The following is a 14390-nucleotide window of genomic DNA, read 5'->3' on the forward strand; positions in this document are numbered from 1 at the left end:
ACTCTTCTGGCGTCGTTGCTGCGTCTTGTCGTACTCGCGTACTGCCTGCGACGCAGCGCCTAGCCAGAACCGCTTCGCTGAGTTTTCTCAGCCGCGCCGGGGGTAACCTCCAGGCGCCGTTGTGGCCGCAAGTGCCATCCGCTCAATTCCCGCTTCTGAAAGAATCCTTCCCATGGCCCAGACCAGCACGCCCGACCTGATCCTGCACCACGGCCGCTTCACCACGCTCAACCGGGCCCAGCCCACGGCCAGCGCCGTGGCCATCGCGGGTGGCCGCTTCATCCAGGTCGGCACGGACCGCGAGATCCTGCCGCTGGCCGGCCCCGGCACCGGCGTCATCGACCTGCAGGGCCGTTCGGTCCTGCCCGGCCTCATCGACAACCACCTGCACATCATCCGCGGCGGCCTGAACTTCAACATGGAACTGCGCTGGGACGGCGTGCGCAGCCTGGCCGACGCCATGGCCATGCTGCGCCGCCAGGTGGCGGTGACGCCCGCGCCGCAGTGGGTGCGCGTGGTGGGCGGCTTCACCGAACACCAGTTTGCCGAGAAGCGCCTGCCCACGATCGCCGAGCTCAATGCCGTGGCGCCCGACACGCCGGTGTTCATCCTGCACCTGTACGACCGCGCCCTGCTCAACGCCGCCGCGCTGCGCGCCGTGGGCTACACGCGCGAAACGCCCGCGCCCCCGGGCGGCGAGATCGTGCGCGACAGCGCGGGCAACCCCACGGGCCTGCTGCTGGCCAAGCCCAATGCCGCCATCCTCTACGCCACGCTGGCCAAGGGCCCGAAGCTGCCGCACGACTACCAGGTCAATTCCACGCGCCACTTTATGCGCGAGCTCAACCGCCTCGGTGTCACGGGCGCCATCGACGCGGGCGGGGGCTTCCAGGCCTACCCTGACGACTACGCCGTGATCCAGGAGCTGGCCGACGCCGACCAGCTCACCATCCGCTTGGCCTACAACCTGTTCACGCAAAAGCCCAAGCAGGAGAAAGAGGACTTCCTGCACTGGACAGCCACCTCGCAGTACAAGCAGGGCACGGACTACTTTCGCCACAACGGCGCGGGCGAGATGCTGGTGTTCTCGGCTGCCGACTTCGAGGACTTCCGCCAGCCCCGGCCCGAGATGGGCCCGGAGATGGAGGACGACCTCGAGGACGTGGTGCGCATCCTGGCGCAGAACCGCTGGCCCTGGCGCATGCACGCCACCTACGACGAGACCATCACCCGCGCGCTCGACGTGTTCGAGAAGGTGAACCGCGACACGCCGCTGGCCGGCCTGAACTGGTTCTTCGACCATGCCGAGACCATCTCCGAGCGCTCCATCGACCGCATCGCGGCCCTGGGCGGCGGCGTGGCCGTGCAGCACCGCATGGCCTACCAGGGCGAGTACTTCGTCGAGCGCTACGGCGCCGGCGCGGCCGAGGCCACGCCGCCCGTCAAGCGCATGCTGGAGAAAGGCGTCAAGGTCTCCGCCGGCACCGACGCCACGCGCGTGGCCTCGTACAACCCCTGGGTCTCGCTGTCCTGGCTGGTCACCGGCAAGACCGTGGGTGGCCTGCAACTGACCCCGCAGCGCAACTGCCTGGACCGCGAGGCCGCACTGCGCATGTGGACCGAGAACGTGACCTGGTTTTCCAACGAAGAGGGCAAGAAGGGCCGCATCGAGGTGGGCCAGCTCGCCGACCTGGTGGTGCCCGACCGCGACTTCTTCGCCTGCCCCGAATCCGACATCGCCGACACCACGGCCCTGCTCACCGTGGTGGGTGGCAAGGTGGTCTACGGCGTGGGCGAATTCGCCGCGCCCGACGGTGCCGCGCCGCCGCCCGCCATGCCCGACTGGTCGCCGGTGCGCACCTTCGGCGGCTACGCCGGCTGGGGCGACCAGGAAGGCAAGCCCCTGCAGGCGGCCCTGCGCCAGGCGGCTGCCGCCTGTGCCTGCGCCAATGACTGCAATGTGCACGGCCACCAGCACGCCACGGCCTGGAGCAGCCAGCTGCCGATTGCCGACCTCAAGGGCTTCTGGGGCGCCCTGGGCTGCGCCTGCTGGGCGGTGTGATGGCCGAGGCCCTTCACTCCGCAGCGACCGCGCCCTGGGTGCAGTCGCTGGCCCTGCTGTGCCTGTGTGCGGCCTACCTGCAGGGCGGCCTGGCCAAGGCGCGCGACTTCGCAGGTGCCGTGGCCGAGATGCGGCACTTCGGCCTGGCGCCGGCCGCGCCGCTGGCGCTGGCCACGATTGCCTTGCAACTGGGCGCTTCGGCCCTGGTGGTCTCGGGCTGGCACCGGTGGCTGGGGGCGCTGGCCCTGGCGGGCTTCACGGTGCTGGCGGCCTTCGTGGCCGACCGCTTCTGGCAGGCCGCACCGGCAGAGCGCCGGCGCGCGGCCAACGCATTCTTCGAACACTGGGGTCTGGCGGGCGGTTTCGTGCTCGTGGCCTGGCATGACCTGGGAGGCCTTCATGGCGCATGAACACGACGACCACCACCACCCTGCAACCTCTGCGCCAGCGGCTGCGCCTGCAGCGCCGTCCGGCAGCTTCGCGCCCTTGCGCCTGCCGGTGTTCGCGGTGCTCTGGGCGGCCACGGTGCTGGGCAACATCGGCAGCTTCATGCGCGATGTGGCCAGCGCCTGGATGGTGACCGAGCTGTCCACCAGCCCCACGGCCGTGGCCCTGGTGCAGACGGCGGCCACGTTGCCGATCTTTCTGCTGGCGTTGCCGGCCGGCGTGTTGTCGGACATCCTCGACCGGCGGCGCTTCCTGATCGGCGTGCAGATCCTGCTGGCCGGCGTGAGCGGTGCCCTGCTGCTGCTGGCGCACACCCACACCCTCACGGTGGAGTACCTGATCGCGCTGACCTTCCTGGGCGGCGTGGGCGCAGCCCTGATGGGCCCCACCTGGCAGTCCATCGTGCCCGAGCTGGTGCCGCGCAGCGAGCTGCGCAATGCCGTGGCGCTCAACTCGCTGGGCATCAACATCGCCCGTGCCGTGGGCCCGGCGGTGGGCGGCCTGCTGCTGGCCAGCTTCGGTGCGGCCGCGGCCTATGGCCTGGACGTGCTGAGCTACGTGTTCGTTGTGGCTGCATTGCTGTGGTGGCGCCGGCCGCCGGCCGTGGACACGGGGCGCAACGAGCAGTTCTTCGGCGCCTTCCGGGCTGGCGTGCGCTATGCCCGCGCCAGCCGCGAGCTGCACGTGGTGCTGCTGCGCGCGGCGGTGTTCTTCCTGTTCGCAAGCTCGGTGTGGGCACTGTTGCCGCTGGTGGCCCGGCGCATGCTGGGCGGCTCGGCCGGGTTCTATGGCGTGCTGCTGGGCGCGGTGGGTGCGGGCGCCATCCTGGGCGCCGTGCTGCTGCCCCGGCTGCGTCGCCGGCTCGACACCGATGGCCTGGTGCTCACGGCCTCGCTGCTCACCGCGATGGTGATGGCGGTGCTCACGCTGGCGCCGCCGCAATGGGCCGCCGTGGCACTGATGCTGGTGCTGGGCCTGGGCTGGATCATCGCGCTGACCACCCTCAACGGTGTGGCCCAGGCGGTGCTGCCCAACTGGGTGCGCGGGCGTGGCCTGGCCATCTACCTCATGGTGTTCAACGGCGCCATGGCGGCCGGCAGCTTGGGCTGGGGCCTGGTGGCGGGGCAACTGGGGTTGGCGACCACGCTGCTCATCGGCGCGGCCGGGCTGGTGCTGGTGGCCTTCGTGTTCCACCGCGTGAAGCTGCCCACGGGCGAGGCGGACCTGCAGCCCTCGCGCCACTGGCCCGAGCCCCTGCTGGCCGAACCCGTGGCGCACGACCGCGGCCCGGTCATGGTGCAGGTGGAGTACCGCATCCGCAAGGAGGACCAAGCGGCCTTCCTGGCCGCCATGCAGCTGGTGGCCATGGAACGCCGGCGCGACGGGGCCTATGCCTGGGGCGTGGCCGAGCACACGGGCGAGCCCGAGCGCGTGATCGAATGGTTCCTGGTCGAATCCTGGGCCGAGCACCTGCGCCAGCACGACCGCGTCTCCCAGGCCGATGCCGACCTGCAGGCCCAGGCGCTGCGCTTCCACCAGGGGCCCGGCAAGCCCGTGGTGCACCACTACCTGGCGCTGGCGCCAGGGGCTTGAGGGCTCAGGCGGCCTGGTCGTCCACGGCCTCCACCTCCACCAGGCAGTCGTAGAAGGTGGGGGCGCGGCCCAGGTCGGTCAGGGCCTGGCTGGTGATCTCGTTGACGTTGGTGCCGTCGAGCCCCAGCTTGCGCCACCAGATGCCCATGCCGTTGACCACGCCGGGCCGGGCGCGGCGCGACACGCTGGCGTGGCAGCGGTAGCTGCCCCGGGCGTTGAACACGCGCACGATGCTGTCGTTGGCGATGCCGCGCGCCTCGGCGTCGTCGGGGTGGATCTCCAGCAGCGGCCGGCCTTCGATGTCGCGCAAGGTCTTCACGTTGACGAAGCTGGAGTTCAGGAAGTTGCGCGCGGGCGGCGAGATCATCGCCAAGGGGTAGGCAGCCGAGCTGCCCTGCAGCTCGTAGTTGGGCAGGTGGTCGGGCAGGCCATCGAGCCCCTGGGCGGCCAGGCGCGCGCTGTAGAACTCGCATTTGCCCGAGGGCGAGGGGAACTGGCCCTCGGCAAACGGCGCGTCGGGCATGGCCAGCGTGGCAAAGCCCTGCGATTCGAGCAGCGCATAGTCCACCGCATCGCCGAAGGCCTGGCGGCACAGGGTGGCGTCGTCGTCGGCAAAGCACGGGTCGGTGTAGCCCATGCGCGCGGCCAGGTCGCGGAAGATCTGGGCGTTGGAGCGCGCCTCGCCCAGCGGGGCGATGGCCGGGCGGTTGAGCACCACATCGGTGTGGCCGTAGGAGAGGTGCACGTCCCAGTGCTCGAGCTGCGTGGTGGCCGGCAGGATGTAGTCGGCATAGTCGGCCGTGTCGGTGTGAAAGTGCTCCAGCACCACGGTGAACAGGTCTTCGCGCGCAAAGCCCTGCACCACCTTGCCCGACTCGGGGGCCACGGCCACGGGGTTGCTGTTGTAGATCACCACGGCATGCACCTGGGGGCCGAAGCCGGGCGAGGCCGGGCGCAGCAGGTCGTCGCCGATGGTGGACATGTTGATGGTGCGCGGCTGGCGGCCCGCCAGCAGGTCGGGGCGCTGCAGCACGGCGCGCTGCACCGGGTACTGGCCCGAGCTGGACAGCAGCATGCCGCCCGCGCGGTGGCGCCAGGCGCCCGTGAGCGCCGGCAGGCAGGTGACGGCGCGCACGGCATTGCCGCCGCCGCGCACGCGCTGCATGCCGTAGTTCAGGCGGATGGCGGCGGGCTTTGTGGTGCCGTATTCGCGGGCCAACTGGCGGATCTGCTCCACGGGGATGCCGCAGACTTCGGCCGCGCGCTCGGGTGGCCACTGCAGGGCGCGCTCGCGCAGGCCTTCCCAGCCCAGGGTGTGGCGTGCGATGTAGTCGTGGTCCAGCCAGTCGTGGGCGATCAGCTCGTGCATCAGCGCCAGGGCCAGCGCGGCATCGGTGCCGGGGCGCAGGGCGATGTGCTCGTGGCACTTGTCGGCTGTCTCGGTCTTGCGCGGGTCGATGCAGACCAGCTTCGCACCGTTGCGCTTGGCCTGCTGGGCATAGCGCCAGAAATGCAGGTTGCTGCCGATGGAGTTGCTGCCCCAGATCAGGATGAGCTGTGCCTCGGCGAAGAACTCCACCTTCATGCCGACCTTGCCGCCCAGGGTCTGCACCAGGGCCTCGGCGCCGGCCGAGGCGCAGATGGTGCGGTCCAGCAGCGAGGCGCCGAGCTGGTGGAAGAAGCGCCGGTCCATGCTCTCGCCCTGCACCATGCCCATGGTGCCGGCGTAGCTGTAGGGCAGGATGGCCTCGGGGTCGTGCGCGGCGATGGTGGAAAGGCGCTGTGCGATGTCGCCCAGGGCCTCGTCCCAGCTGACGGGCGTGAACTGCCCGCTGCCCTTGGGGCCGCTGCGTTTGAGCGGTGTGAGCACCCGCTCCGGGTGGTAGCTGCGCTCGGTATAGCGCGAGACCTTGGCGCACAGCACGCCATCGGTGTGCGCATGCGCGGGGTTGCCCTGCACCCGGGTGGCCACGCCATCGACCACGGTGGTCAGCAGCGCGCAGGTGTCGGGGCAGTCGTGGGGGCAGGCGCCACGTACCATCAGGGACACGGATTCAGGGGAAACAGGGGCCGAAATCGTAGGCATGGGTGGGGCTGGTCGTTAAACTGGCATGCAGGGCTGGTGGCGCGCTTGTGGCGCGGCCCGTCCGGGCGTATCGCGGACGCACCGCTCTTGGGATTTTCTTAGAACCGGGATTTCACCATGAACCACGTTGTATTGGGGCGCAGGCAGTTTTCCGTGGGCTTGGGTGCCGTGGCACTCGCCGGCTTTCAGACCGCCCGGGCGCAGAGCGAAGGGCGCATCGTGCTGGGCCAGTCGGCCCCGTTCACGGGGCCGGCGGCGCAGCTCGGTATCCAGTTCCACCAGGGGGCCAAGCTGTTCTTCGACCAGCTCAATGCCCAGGGCGGCGTGGGCAAGCGGCAGATCGAGATCCGCACGCTCGACGATGGCTACGAGCCGGACCGCTGCGCCGAAAACACCCGAAAACTCATGGCCGACGACGTGTTCGCGCTGTTCGGCTATATCGGCACCCCCACCAGCCTGGCGGCGCTGCCACTGTTCACCAAGGAGAAGGTGCCGTTCTTCGGCCCGTTCACCGGGGCCGAGGCCTTGCGCCAGCCGTTCAACCGGCTGGTGTTCCATGTGCGCGCCTCGTACTACGACGAAACCGCGCTCATCGTGCGCCAGCTCACCAACCTGGGGCTCAAGAAGATCGCGGTCTTCCACCAGAACGATGCCTATGGCAAGGCCGGGCTCGATGGCGTGGTGCGTGCGCTGACCGAGCAGAAACTGGCGCCCGTGGCCACGGCGACGGTGGAGCGCAATTCGGTGGATGTGAAGGCCGCCGTCGAGAAGCTGGTGGCCGCCAAGCCCGACGCCGTGGTGCAGATCGCCGCGTACGCGGGCAGCGCCGCCTTCGTGCGGGCCGCGCGCAAGGCGGGCTTTGGCGGCACGTTCTACAACGTGTCCTTCGTGGGCACGCAGGCCCTGGCCGACGAGCTGGGCAAGGACGGCGCCGGCGTGGTGGTCTCGCAGGTCATGCCTTCGCCCTACCAGCCCTCGCGCCAGATCACGCGCGAGTTCCTGGAGGCCATCAAGAAGGGCGGCGACAAGGTGCAGGCCAACTACTCCAGCATGGAGGGGTTCGTGGCGGCCCGCGTTTTTGCCGAGGGCCTGCGCCAGGCCAACGGCAAGATCACCCGCGACGGCCTGATCGCCGGGCTCGAAGGCCTGGGCAGCCAGGCCATCTCGGGCTTCCAGGTGTCCTACAGCGCCACCGACCATGCGGCCTCGAACTTCGTCGAGATGTCGATGCTGACCGGTGATGGGCGCGTGAGGACCTGACGCCCCTTGCGCGTCAGCCGAAGGCCTTGGTCGATGCCAGGCCCTGCATGAAGGCCTCGCAGCGGCCCAGTTGTTCCAGGCTCACGTACTCGTCGGGCTGGTGCGCCTGCTGGATGCTGCCGGGGCCGCAGACCACGGTGGGGATGCCGGCGTTCTTGAACAGCCCGGCCTCGGTGCCGAAGGCCACCAGGGTGGTGCCCTGCTCGCCGCTCAGTTCCTGCGCCAGGCGGGTCACGGCGTCGTCCTTGCTGCCCAGGAAGCTCGGGATCTCGCAGATGGTCTCGAAACTGAAACCGGTCTGTGGCGCCACCTTCTGCATCGCAGGTTCGAGCGAGCGCGCGTAGGCCAGCACCTCGGATTGCATCTGGGCCGCGTTGGCCGTCGGCAGGTCGCGGAATTCGTAGCGGAATTCGGCGTCGCGCGGCACCACGTTGTCGGCAATGCCGCCGTGGAACTGACCCACGCTGGCGGTGGAGAATGGCACGTCGAAACCCTCGAAGCGCGGCTCGCTGCGCTCGAAGCCCTCGGCCATGTCGCGCACCCGGCCCACCACGCGCGCCGCCATCTCGATGGCGTTCACCGAATGCGGCGTGAGCGAGGAATGCGCTTCCTTGCCGCGCACGCAGCACTTGTAGCGGTACACGCCCTTGTGGGCGATGGCCGGCACCATGCTCGTGGGCTCGCCCACGATGCAGGCCAGCGGACGGATGTTGGCGTCGCGCAGGTCGGCGATCAGCTCCTTCACGCCGAAGCAGCCCACCTCCTCGTCGTAGCTGAAGGCGAAGTGCACGGCAAACGGGGCGTCGCTGGCCAGGAACTGCGCGGCGTGCGAGAGCGCGATGCCGATGAAGGCCTTCATGTCGGCACTGCCGCGGCCGTACAGGTTGCCGTCCTTGACGAGTGCACTCAGCGGGTCCATCGTCCAGTCCTGGCCGTCCCAGGGCACGGTGTCGGTGTGGCCCGAGAGGATGATGCCGTTCTGTTTGCCCTCGCCCAGCGTGGCGAACAGGTTGGCCTTGGTCTTGTCGGCGTTGTAGGTCAGGCGGCTTTTCACGCCCAGCTTTGCCAAGTGGTCGCGGATGAAGTGGATCAGCTCCAGATTGGAGTTCTGGCTCACCGTGTTCATGCGCACCAGGGTCTGCGCAAGGTCGAGGGCGGGGGAGGAAATCATGGGCATGGACTGGTGATTAACCCGGGTTGGCACATAGGTTGCTCTCGGGCTAGACTGTGAAATCGTAAGGACACATATCATGAACGTTATTGACTCCATCGTCACCCAGGCGGCCAGTATTGCAGCGGTGCGCCGGGACATTCACGCCCACCCCGAGCTGTGCTTCGAAGAGGTGCGCACGGCCGACGTGGTGGCCAACAAGCTCACCGAATGGGGCATTCCCATCCACCGCGGCCTGGGCACCACGGGCGTGGTCGGCATCGTCAAGGGGCGTGACGGGGGGGCCAGCGGCCGGGCCATCGGCCTGCGCGCCGACATGGACGCCCTGCCCATGCAGGAGTTCAACACCTTTGCCCATGCCAGCAAGCACACCGGCAAGATGCACGCCTGCGGGCATGACGGCCACACGGCCATGCTGCTTGCTGCAGCGCAGCATTTCGCCAAGCACCGCAATTTCGACGGCACCGTGTACCTGATCTTCCAGCCGGCCGAAGAGGGCGGTGGCGGTGCGCGCGAGATGATCACCGACGGCCTGTTCGAGCAGTTCCCCATGCAGGCCGTCTACGGCATGCACAACTGGCCCGGCATGCCCGTGGGCCAGTTCGCGGTGAGCCCGGGGCCGGTGATGGCGTCGAGCAACGAGTTCAAGATCACCATCCGCGGCAAGGGCAGCCACGCCGCGTTGCCGCACAACGGCATCGACCCGGTGCCGATCGCCTGCCAGATGGTGCAGGCCTTCCAGACCATCATCAGCCGCAACAAGAAGCCGGTGGACGCGGGCGTGATCTCGGTGACCATGGTGCACGCGGGCGAAGCCACCAACGTGGTGCCCGACAGCTGCGAGCTGCAGGGCACGGTGCGCACTTTCTCCATCGAGGTGCTGGACCTGATCGAAAAGCGCATGAAGCAGGTGGCCGAGCACACCTGCGCCGCGCACGACGCCACCTGCGAATTCCACTTCCACCGCAACTACCCGCCGACCGTGAACTCGCCGGCCGAGGCCGAGTTCGCGCGCAAGGTCATGGCCGGCATCGTCGGCGAGGCCAATGTGATGGTGCAGGAGCCCACCATGGGCGCCGAGGACTTCGCCTTCATGCTGCAGGCCAAGCCCGGTGCCTACTGCTTCATCGCCAACGGCGACGGCGCCCACCGCGAGATGGGCCATGGCGGCGGCCCCTGCACGCTGCACAACCCGAGCTACGACTTCAACGACGACCTGATCCCGCTGGGCGCGACCTACTGGGTCAAGCTGGCCGAAGAGTGGCTGGCCCAGCCCACGGCGGCCTGACTGACACCGGTTGTCGTTTCTGTCCTGAAACCCTGGGCACCCCTGCGTGCCCCGGGTTTTCTTTTGTTCCCAACCCCACCCACGAAAGCAACCGCCCCATGATCGGCATCGTCGACGCCTTTTCGCCCAGCTACGCCCAGGCCCGCAAGAAGTTTCTGGAGGGCGCGGCGGCGGCCGGCCTGCCCATCGAGTCGCATGCCCACCCGCTCAAGGGCCGCGATGGCGAGGACCTGGCCATGGACGTGGTGCGCGATGGTCCGGCCGACGCGAAGAAGCTGCTCATCGTGAGCAGCGCCTGCCACGGGGTGGAAGGCTACTGCGGCACAGGCGTGCAGGTGTTCTCGCTGCACGACCAGGAGTGGCGCGACAAGGCGCACGCGGCCGGTGTGGCCACGCTCTACATCCATGCGCTCAACCCCTATGGTTTCTCGCACGTGCGCCGCTTCACGCACGAGAACGTGGACCTGAACCGCAACTTCCAGGATTTCAGCCAGCCCCTGCCCGTGAACGAGGCCTACCGCGAGGTGCAGCCCCTGCTGCTGCCCGAGCAATGGCCACCCGGTGCCGACAACTTGGCTGCCGTGCAGCAGTACATCGACACGCATGGCGAGGGTGCCTGGCAGGCCGCAATATCGCGCGGCCAGCACGAGTTTCCGCAGGGCCTGTTCTTCGGCGGCACCGAGCCCAGCTGGAGCAACCGCACGCTGCGCCAGGTGCTGCGCCAGCATGGCGCCGGCGCCTCGCAGATCGCCTGGATCGACCTGCACACCGGCCTGGGCCCGAACGGCCATGGCGAGCGCATCTACGCGGGCAAGGACGACGCTGCCTCGGTGGCCCGTGCCCGCGCCTGGTGGGATGGCGGCGGTGCCACGCCGGTGACCTCGATCTACGACGGCTCCTCGACCTCGGCCTTCCTCACCGGGCTGATGTGGAACGCGATCTACGACGAATGCCCGCACGCCGAGAGCACGGGCATCGCCATGGAGTACGGCACCGTGCCGGTGCTCGACGTGATGAATGCGATCCGCGCCGAACAGTGGCTCAACCTGCACCCGGATGCACCGGCCGAACAGGCGAAACAGATCAAGGCGCAGATGCTGGAAGCCTTCTACACCGACACCGACGCCTGGAAGGGTCAGATCGTAAGCCAGGCCCGCCAGTCGATGTTCCAAGCCGTGGACGGCTTGAGCAACTGACTTACAGGCCCAGTTCGGTCAACCCTGGATGGTCATCCGGGCGCCGGCCCTGGGGCCAGTGGAACAGCCGGTCGGCCGCTTTGATCGGCTGGTCGTTGATGCTGGCATGGCGCACGGCCATCAGCCCGGCGTCGTTGAATTCCCAGTTCTCGTTGCCGTGGCTGCGAAACCAGTTGCCTGCATCGTCGTGCCATTCGTAGGCGAAGCGCACCCCGATGCGGTGCGAGCTGAACGCCCAGATTTCCTTGATGAGCCGGTAGTCGAGCTCGCGCGCCCACTTGCGCTCGAGGAACTGCTGCGCTGCCGCGCGCCCGACCGGGAACTCGGCGCGGTTGCGCCAGCGTGTGTCCTCGGTGTAGGCCAGCGCTACGCGCGCCGGATCGCGCGAGTTCCAGCCGTCTTCGGCCAGGCGGACTTTCTGGATCGCGGTTTCCAGCGAAAAGGGGGGCAGGGGCGGGCGGGATTCCATGGGCGGCACCTCGGTATGGGCAGAGTCGATAAGGTGTAGACAAGTCTGTCTACGTCGTCATCATAAACGCATGTAGACAGACTTGTCTACAATGGCCCCATGCTGCTTGCTCCCCCCATCGACGTCCAGGACCTGCCCGCGCGCGAGCGCCTGCTGCACACGGCGCACCGGCTGTTCTACCGCGAGGGCATCCGCGCCACGGGCATCGACAAGGTGATCGCCGAATCGGGCGTGACCAAGGTGACCTTCTACCGGCACTTTCCGAGCAAGAACGACCTCGTCTGCGCCTACCTGGAGATGCGCCACGCCCTGTGGATGGCCTGGTTCGCCGATGCGCTGGCGCGCCATGGCAAGGCCGGCACCGGATTGGCCGCCCTGGCGCCCGCGCTGGGCGAGTGGTTCACCCGCGAGGACTTCCGCGGCTGCGCCTTCATCAACAGCGTGAGCGAGTTGGGCGACACGGTGCCCGAAGTGAATGCCATTGCCCGCCGCCACAAGCAGGACATGACAGACCTGCTGGCCATGCTGTTGCCGCCATCGGCCACGCAAGCGCAGGATGCGCAGGCATTGGCCCTGGTGGTGGAGGGTGCCATCGTGCGGGCGCAACTGGGTGAGCCGGTGCCTGCGGTGCTGGCCAGCGTGTCGCACCTCTTGCCCGCATTGCTGCCCCGGCGCTGACCTACTCCAGCCGTGCGCCCTGCGTGGCGCCGTGGCCGGTGCCCCGGTCGTACTGCTTCTCGCGTTCCACGTGCTCCTGCAGCAGGCGGCGCCCCAGCGCGTCGGCTTCGCGCTCCAGGGTGGCGCAATCGGCGGCTGCCGGCAGCCGGGCAATGCCCTGGTCGATGGCCTGGGCCGCATCCCGCCCGAACTGCGCATGCCCCTGCTCATGCTGCGCCAAGGCGCGCAGGTAGCGGTCAAAGGCGGCCTGCTGTTGCGGCGAGGCGTTGTGCAGTTCGGGCAACTGCACCTCGGTGGAAAGGCGCGTGGTGACCTCCGTGATCGCGCAGCGCCCCGAGGCCTCGCGCCACCAGCGGTAGCTCCAGCGCACATGCCAGCGCGTGTAGCCATGGAAGCGCCGGCCATCCACCACGATGGGCGTGGCCGCCTGCAGCGCCTGGCGCAATGTCTGCCCGGTTTGCAGGTGAACGGTGTAGGGCCGATGCACATGCTCCTGCACCACGGCGGCGCGGGCGGGCAGCAGCGGCAGCACCGCTGCTGCTGCCGCCAGAACGGCAAGCCTGCGCAAGGTCTCAGTCTCCCCAGGGCAGCATCAGCGTGAGCAGCGAGAGCTGATCGAACTCGGGCGCGAAGGCGTCGATGATGAGCTGGGGCTCGGGGCACAGCGTGGTGTCGGTGATCACTCCGAACTGCACGCCGCCGCCATAGCTCAGGATCGAGACACCGAGGCCGATGTCGCCCGACTGCGGCACCCAGAACATGCACTGCGTGACGCGCGCGCCGCACAGCGTGAGCTGCTCCTTGGGGCCGGGCACGTTGGTCATCACGGCCGTGGTCTTGCGGCCGAACAGGTTGAGCAGCGCATCCTGCGCGGGCTTGATCATCAGGCCGGCCACGGCCAGCATGGCGAACGCCAGGATGGGCTGGGTGCTGCCTTTCAAGGCATTCATGCGCCGGCGCACCTCGTACACCCGCTCCACCGGGTTGGCGACGCCGATGGGCAGCACCAGCGGCACCAGGCCGAAGCGGTTGCCCAGCTTCCAGGCCTCTTCCATGGGGCGCAGGTTCACGGGGATCATGGCGCGGATCTCCTGGCCCGTGGGGTCGTCACCCTGGCTGCGCAGGTAGCCGCCGATGGCGCCGGCCACGCAGGACAGCAGCACGTCGTTGATCGAGCAGTTGAGCGCCTTGCCGATGGCCTTGACCTCCTCCAGCGGGATCGGCGGGCACCAGGCCACGCGCTTGGCCTGGCCGGGCTGGCCCTTCAGGCGTGTGGGCGAGTCATCGGGCATCAGCGCCAGGGCCGCCGCGTCGCTCACCAGCTGGTAGGCCACGCGCGCCATGTCCATGGTGCCGGCCAGGCCGTGCTGCATGGCCTTCTCGGGATCGCCCAGCACCTTGAACGAGCGCGCCGCGCCGTCACCCGCCAGGTCCAGCGCCTTGACGGTGAGGCCGGCCAGGGGCTTGATCAACGCGTCGGCGATCCAGTCCTCGGCCGTGGCCGCTGCCTCGCGCTCCTTGCGGCTGCGCTTGGGCGGCTCGGAACCACCGTCCACCAGCGACATGGTGACCGAGATCAGCGCAATGCCGTCGGCAATGCAGTGGTGGATGCGCACGATCAGTGCGCTACCCTGCTGGCCGTCGTCGCCCCGGAAGTTCTCGACCAGGTGCATCTGCCACAGCGGGCGGCGCGGGTCCAGCGGCTCCATGGCGAGTTCGCCCACGCGGTCCTGCAGGGCGCGCTGCATGCTCTGGCCGGGCTCTTGCGGCAGGGTCTCGCGCAGCACGTGGGCGGCGATGTCGAACTGCCGGTCTTCGACCCAGGTGGCACCGGCCGCGTCTTCCACCACGCGCTGGCGAAAACGCGGGTACTGCAGCAGGCGCTGCTGCACGCGCTCGCACAGCGCCTCCCAGCCGATGCCGGGGGCCAGCGTCCACACGCCGTTGATCATCATCAGGTTGCTGTCCGAGTCCATGCGCAGCCAGGCCGTGTCGACCTTGCTCATGCGCTCGCCCGACAGGCCGAGCATGCCGGTGGCGGCGCGGCGCACGTTCTTCTGCACCACGCCGGCGGCCTTGCGCGCCGCAGGGGGCAGGGCCTGGGCGCCGCGGCGGGCGGCCGCCGCCGTGGGGTCCCGGG

Annotated in this window: 12 protein-coding genes; 7 read left to right on the forward strand and 5 right to left on the reverse strand. The window is 69.0% G+C overall.

All coding sequences use genetic code 11. The features are described 5' to 3' along the window. Positions 1-172: 172 nt before the first annotated feature. The 3 genes from PMI14_RS01990 to PMI14_RS02000 are packed head-to-tail and all read left to right on the forward strand — an operon-like array spanning position 173 to position 4102. Positions 173-2062 (forward strand): amidohydrolase, encoded by a 1890-nt coding sequence (locus PMI14_RS01990; RefSeq protein WP_007848825.1) that lies wholly within the window; start codon positions 173-175, stop codon positions 2060-2062. After that, the gene (locus PMI14_RS01995; protein WP_007848828.1) at positions 2062-2472 is read left to right on the forward strand and encodes a DoxX family protein; all 411 of its coding nucleotides are present in this window, start codon (positions 2062-2064) and stop codon (positions 2470-2472) included. Before PMI14_RS01990 ends, PMI14_RS01995 begins: the two co-directional genes overlap by 1 nt. Continuing rightward, a complete protein-coding gene (locus PMI14_RS02000) occupies positions 2462-4102 on the forward strand; it encodes an MFS transporter (protein WP_007848830.1) in 1641 nt (546 codons plus the stop codon). Before PMI14_RS01995 ends, PMI14_RS02000 begins: the two co-directional genes overlap by 11 nt. A 4-nt stretch (positions 4103-4106) precedes the next feature. Here the strand turns inward: PMI14_RS02000 and PMI14_RS02005 are convergent, their stop codons facing one another. Next, complete coding sequence (locus PMI14_RS02005) at positions 4107-6188, reverse strand: molybdopterin-dependent oxidoreductase (RefSeq protein ID WP_007848834.1); 2082 nt, start codon at positions 6186-6188, stop codon at positions 4107-4109. 117 nt (positions 6189-6305) lie between these two features. On the opposite strand from PMI14_RS02005, the gene PMI14_RS02010 reads away from it, so the two are divergent. Further along, positions 6306-7448: an ABC transporter substrate-binding protein gene (locus tag PMI14_RS02010; RefSeq protein WP_007848836.1), complete on the forward strand. Its 1143-nt coding sequence runs from the start codon at positions 6306-6308 to the stop codon at positions 7446-7448. Positions 7449-7461: 13 nt separating this feature from the next. Here the strand turns inward: PMI14_RS02010 and argE are convergent, their stop codons facing one another. Then, a complete protein-coding gene (argE, locus tag PMI14_RS02015) occupies positions 7462-8619 on the reverse strand; it encodes an acetylornithine deacetylase (RefSeq protein WP_007848839.1) in 1158 nt (385 codons plus the stop codon). 79 nt (positions 8620-8698) lie between these two features. Here argE and PMI14_RS02020 point away from each other — a divergent pair, with 79 nt between their 5' ends. Continuing rightward, positions 8699-9907: a M20 aminoacylase family protein gene (locus PMI14_RS02020; protein WP_007848842.1), complete on the forward strand. Its 1209-nt coding sequence runs from the start codon at positions 8699-8701 to the stop codon at positions 9905-9907. A 98-nt stretch (positions 9908-10005) separates the two neighbouring features. Then, complete coding sequence (locus tag PMI14_RS02025; RefSeq protein ID WP_007848844.1) at positions 10006-11103, forward strand: M14 family metallopeptidase; 1098 nt, start codon at positions 10006-10008, stop codon at positions 11101-11103. 1 nt (position 11104) lies between these two features. Here PMI14_RS02025 and PMI14_RS02030 read toward each other — a convergent pair whose 3' ends face one another. After that, entirely contained in the window at positions 11105-11572 is a 468-nt protein-coding gene (locus PMI14_RS02030) for a nuclear transport factor 2 family protein (protein WP_007848846.1), read from the reverse strand. A 99-nt stretch (positions 11573-11671) separates the two neighbouring features. On the opposite strand from PMI14_RS02030, the gene PMI14_RS02035 reads away from it, so the two are divergent. Next, entirely contained in the window at positions 11672-12250 is a 579-nt protein-coding gene (locus PMI14_RS02035; RefSeq protein ID WP_007848847.1) for a TetR/AcrR family transcriptional regulator, read from the forward strand. Between the two features lies 1 nt (position 12251). Here the strand turns inward: PMI14_RS02035 and PMI14_RS02040 are convergent, their stop codons facing one another. Both PMI14_RS02040 and PMI14_RS02045 read right to left on the reverse strand, forming a co-directional pair. Then, complete coding sequence (locus PMI14_RS02040) at positions 12252-12818, reverse strand: DUF922 domain-containing Zn-dependent protease (protein ID WP_007848848.1); 567 nt, start codon at positions 12816-12818, stop codon at positions 12252-12254. 4 nt (positions 12819-12822) lie between these two features. Then, positions 12823-14346, reverse strand: a complete 1524-nt coding sequence (locus PMI14_RS02045) for a wax ester/triacylglycerol synthase family O-acyltransferase (RefSeq protein WP_369751421.1) — start codon at positions 14344-14346, stop codon at positions 12823-12825. Positions 14347-14390: the final 44 nt, after the last annotated feature.

It is taken from the genome of Acidovorax sp. CF316 (genome assembly GCF_000276605.1).
In the GTDB taxonomy this organism is placed as follows: domain Bacteria; phylum Pseudomonadota; class Gammaproteobacteria; order Burkholderiales; family Burkholderiaceae_C; genus Acidovorax.

Bases quoted from the DNA above. Each gene is read 5' to 3' on its own strand.
- argE (WP_007848839.1), bottom strand. From the start codon at position 8,619: ATGATTTCCTCCCCCGCCCTCGACCTTGCGCAGACCCTGGTGCGCATG.
- PMI14_RS02035 (WP_007848847.1), top strand. From the start codon at position 11,672: ATGCTGCTTGCTCCCCCCATCGACGTCCAGGACCTGCCCGCGCGCGAG.
- PMI14_RS02000 (WP_007848830.1), top strand. From the start codon at position 2,462: ATGGCGCATGAACACGACGACCACCACCACCCTGCAACCTCTGCGCCA.
- PMI14_RS02025 (WP_007848844.1), top strand. From the start codon at position 10,006: ATGATCGGCATCGTCGACGCCTTTTCGCCCAGCTACGCCCAGGCCCGC.
- PMI14_RS02010 (WP_007848836.1), top strand. From the start codon at position 6,306: ATGAACCACGTTGTATTGGGGCGCAGGCAGTTTTCCGTGGGCTTGGGT.
- PMI14_RS02030 (WP_007848846.1), bottom strand. From the start codon at position 11,572: ATGGAATCCCGCCCGCCCCTGCCCCCCTTTTCGCTGGAAACCGCGATC.
- PMI14_RS02005 (WP_007848834.1), bottom strand. From the start codon at position 6,188: ATGCCTACGATTTCGGCCCCTGTTTCCCCTGAATCCGTGTCCCTGATG.
- PMI14_RS01995 (WP_007848828.1), top strand. From the start codon at position 2,062: ATGGCCGAGGCCCTTCACTCCGCAGCGACCGCGCCCTGGGTGCAGTCG.
- PMI14_RS02020 (WP_007848842.1), top strand. From the start codon at position 8,699: ATGAACGTTATTGACTCCATCGTCACCCAGGCGGCCAGTATTGCAGCG.
- PMI14_RS01990 (WP_007848825.1), top strand. From the start codon at position 173: ATGGCCCAGACCAGCACGCCCGACCTGATCCTGCACCACGGCCGCTTC.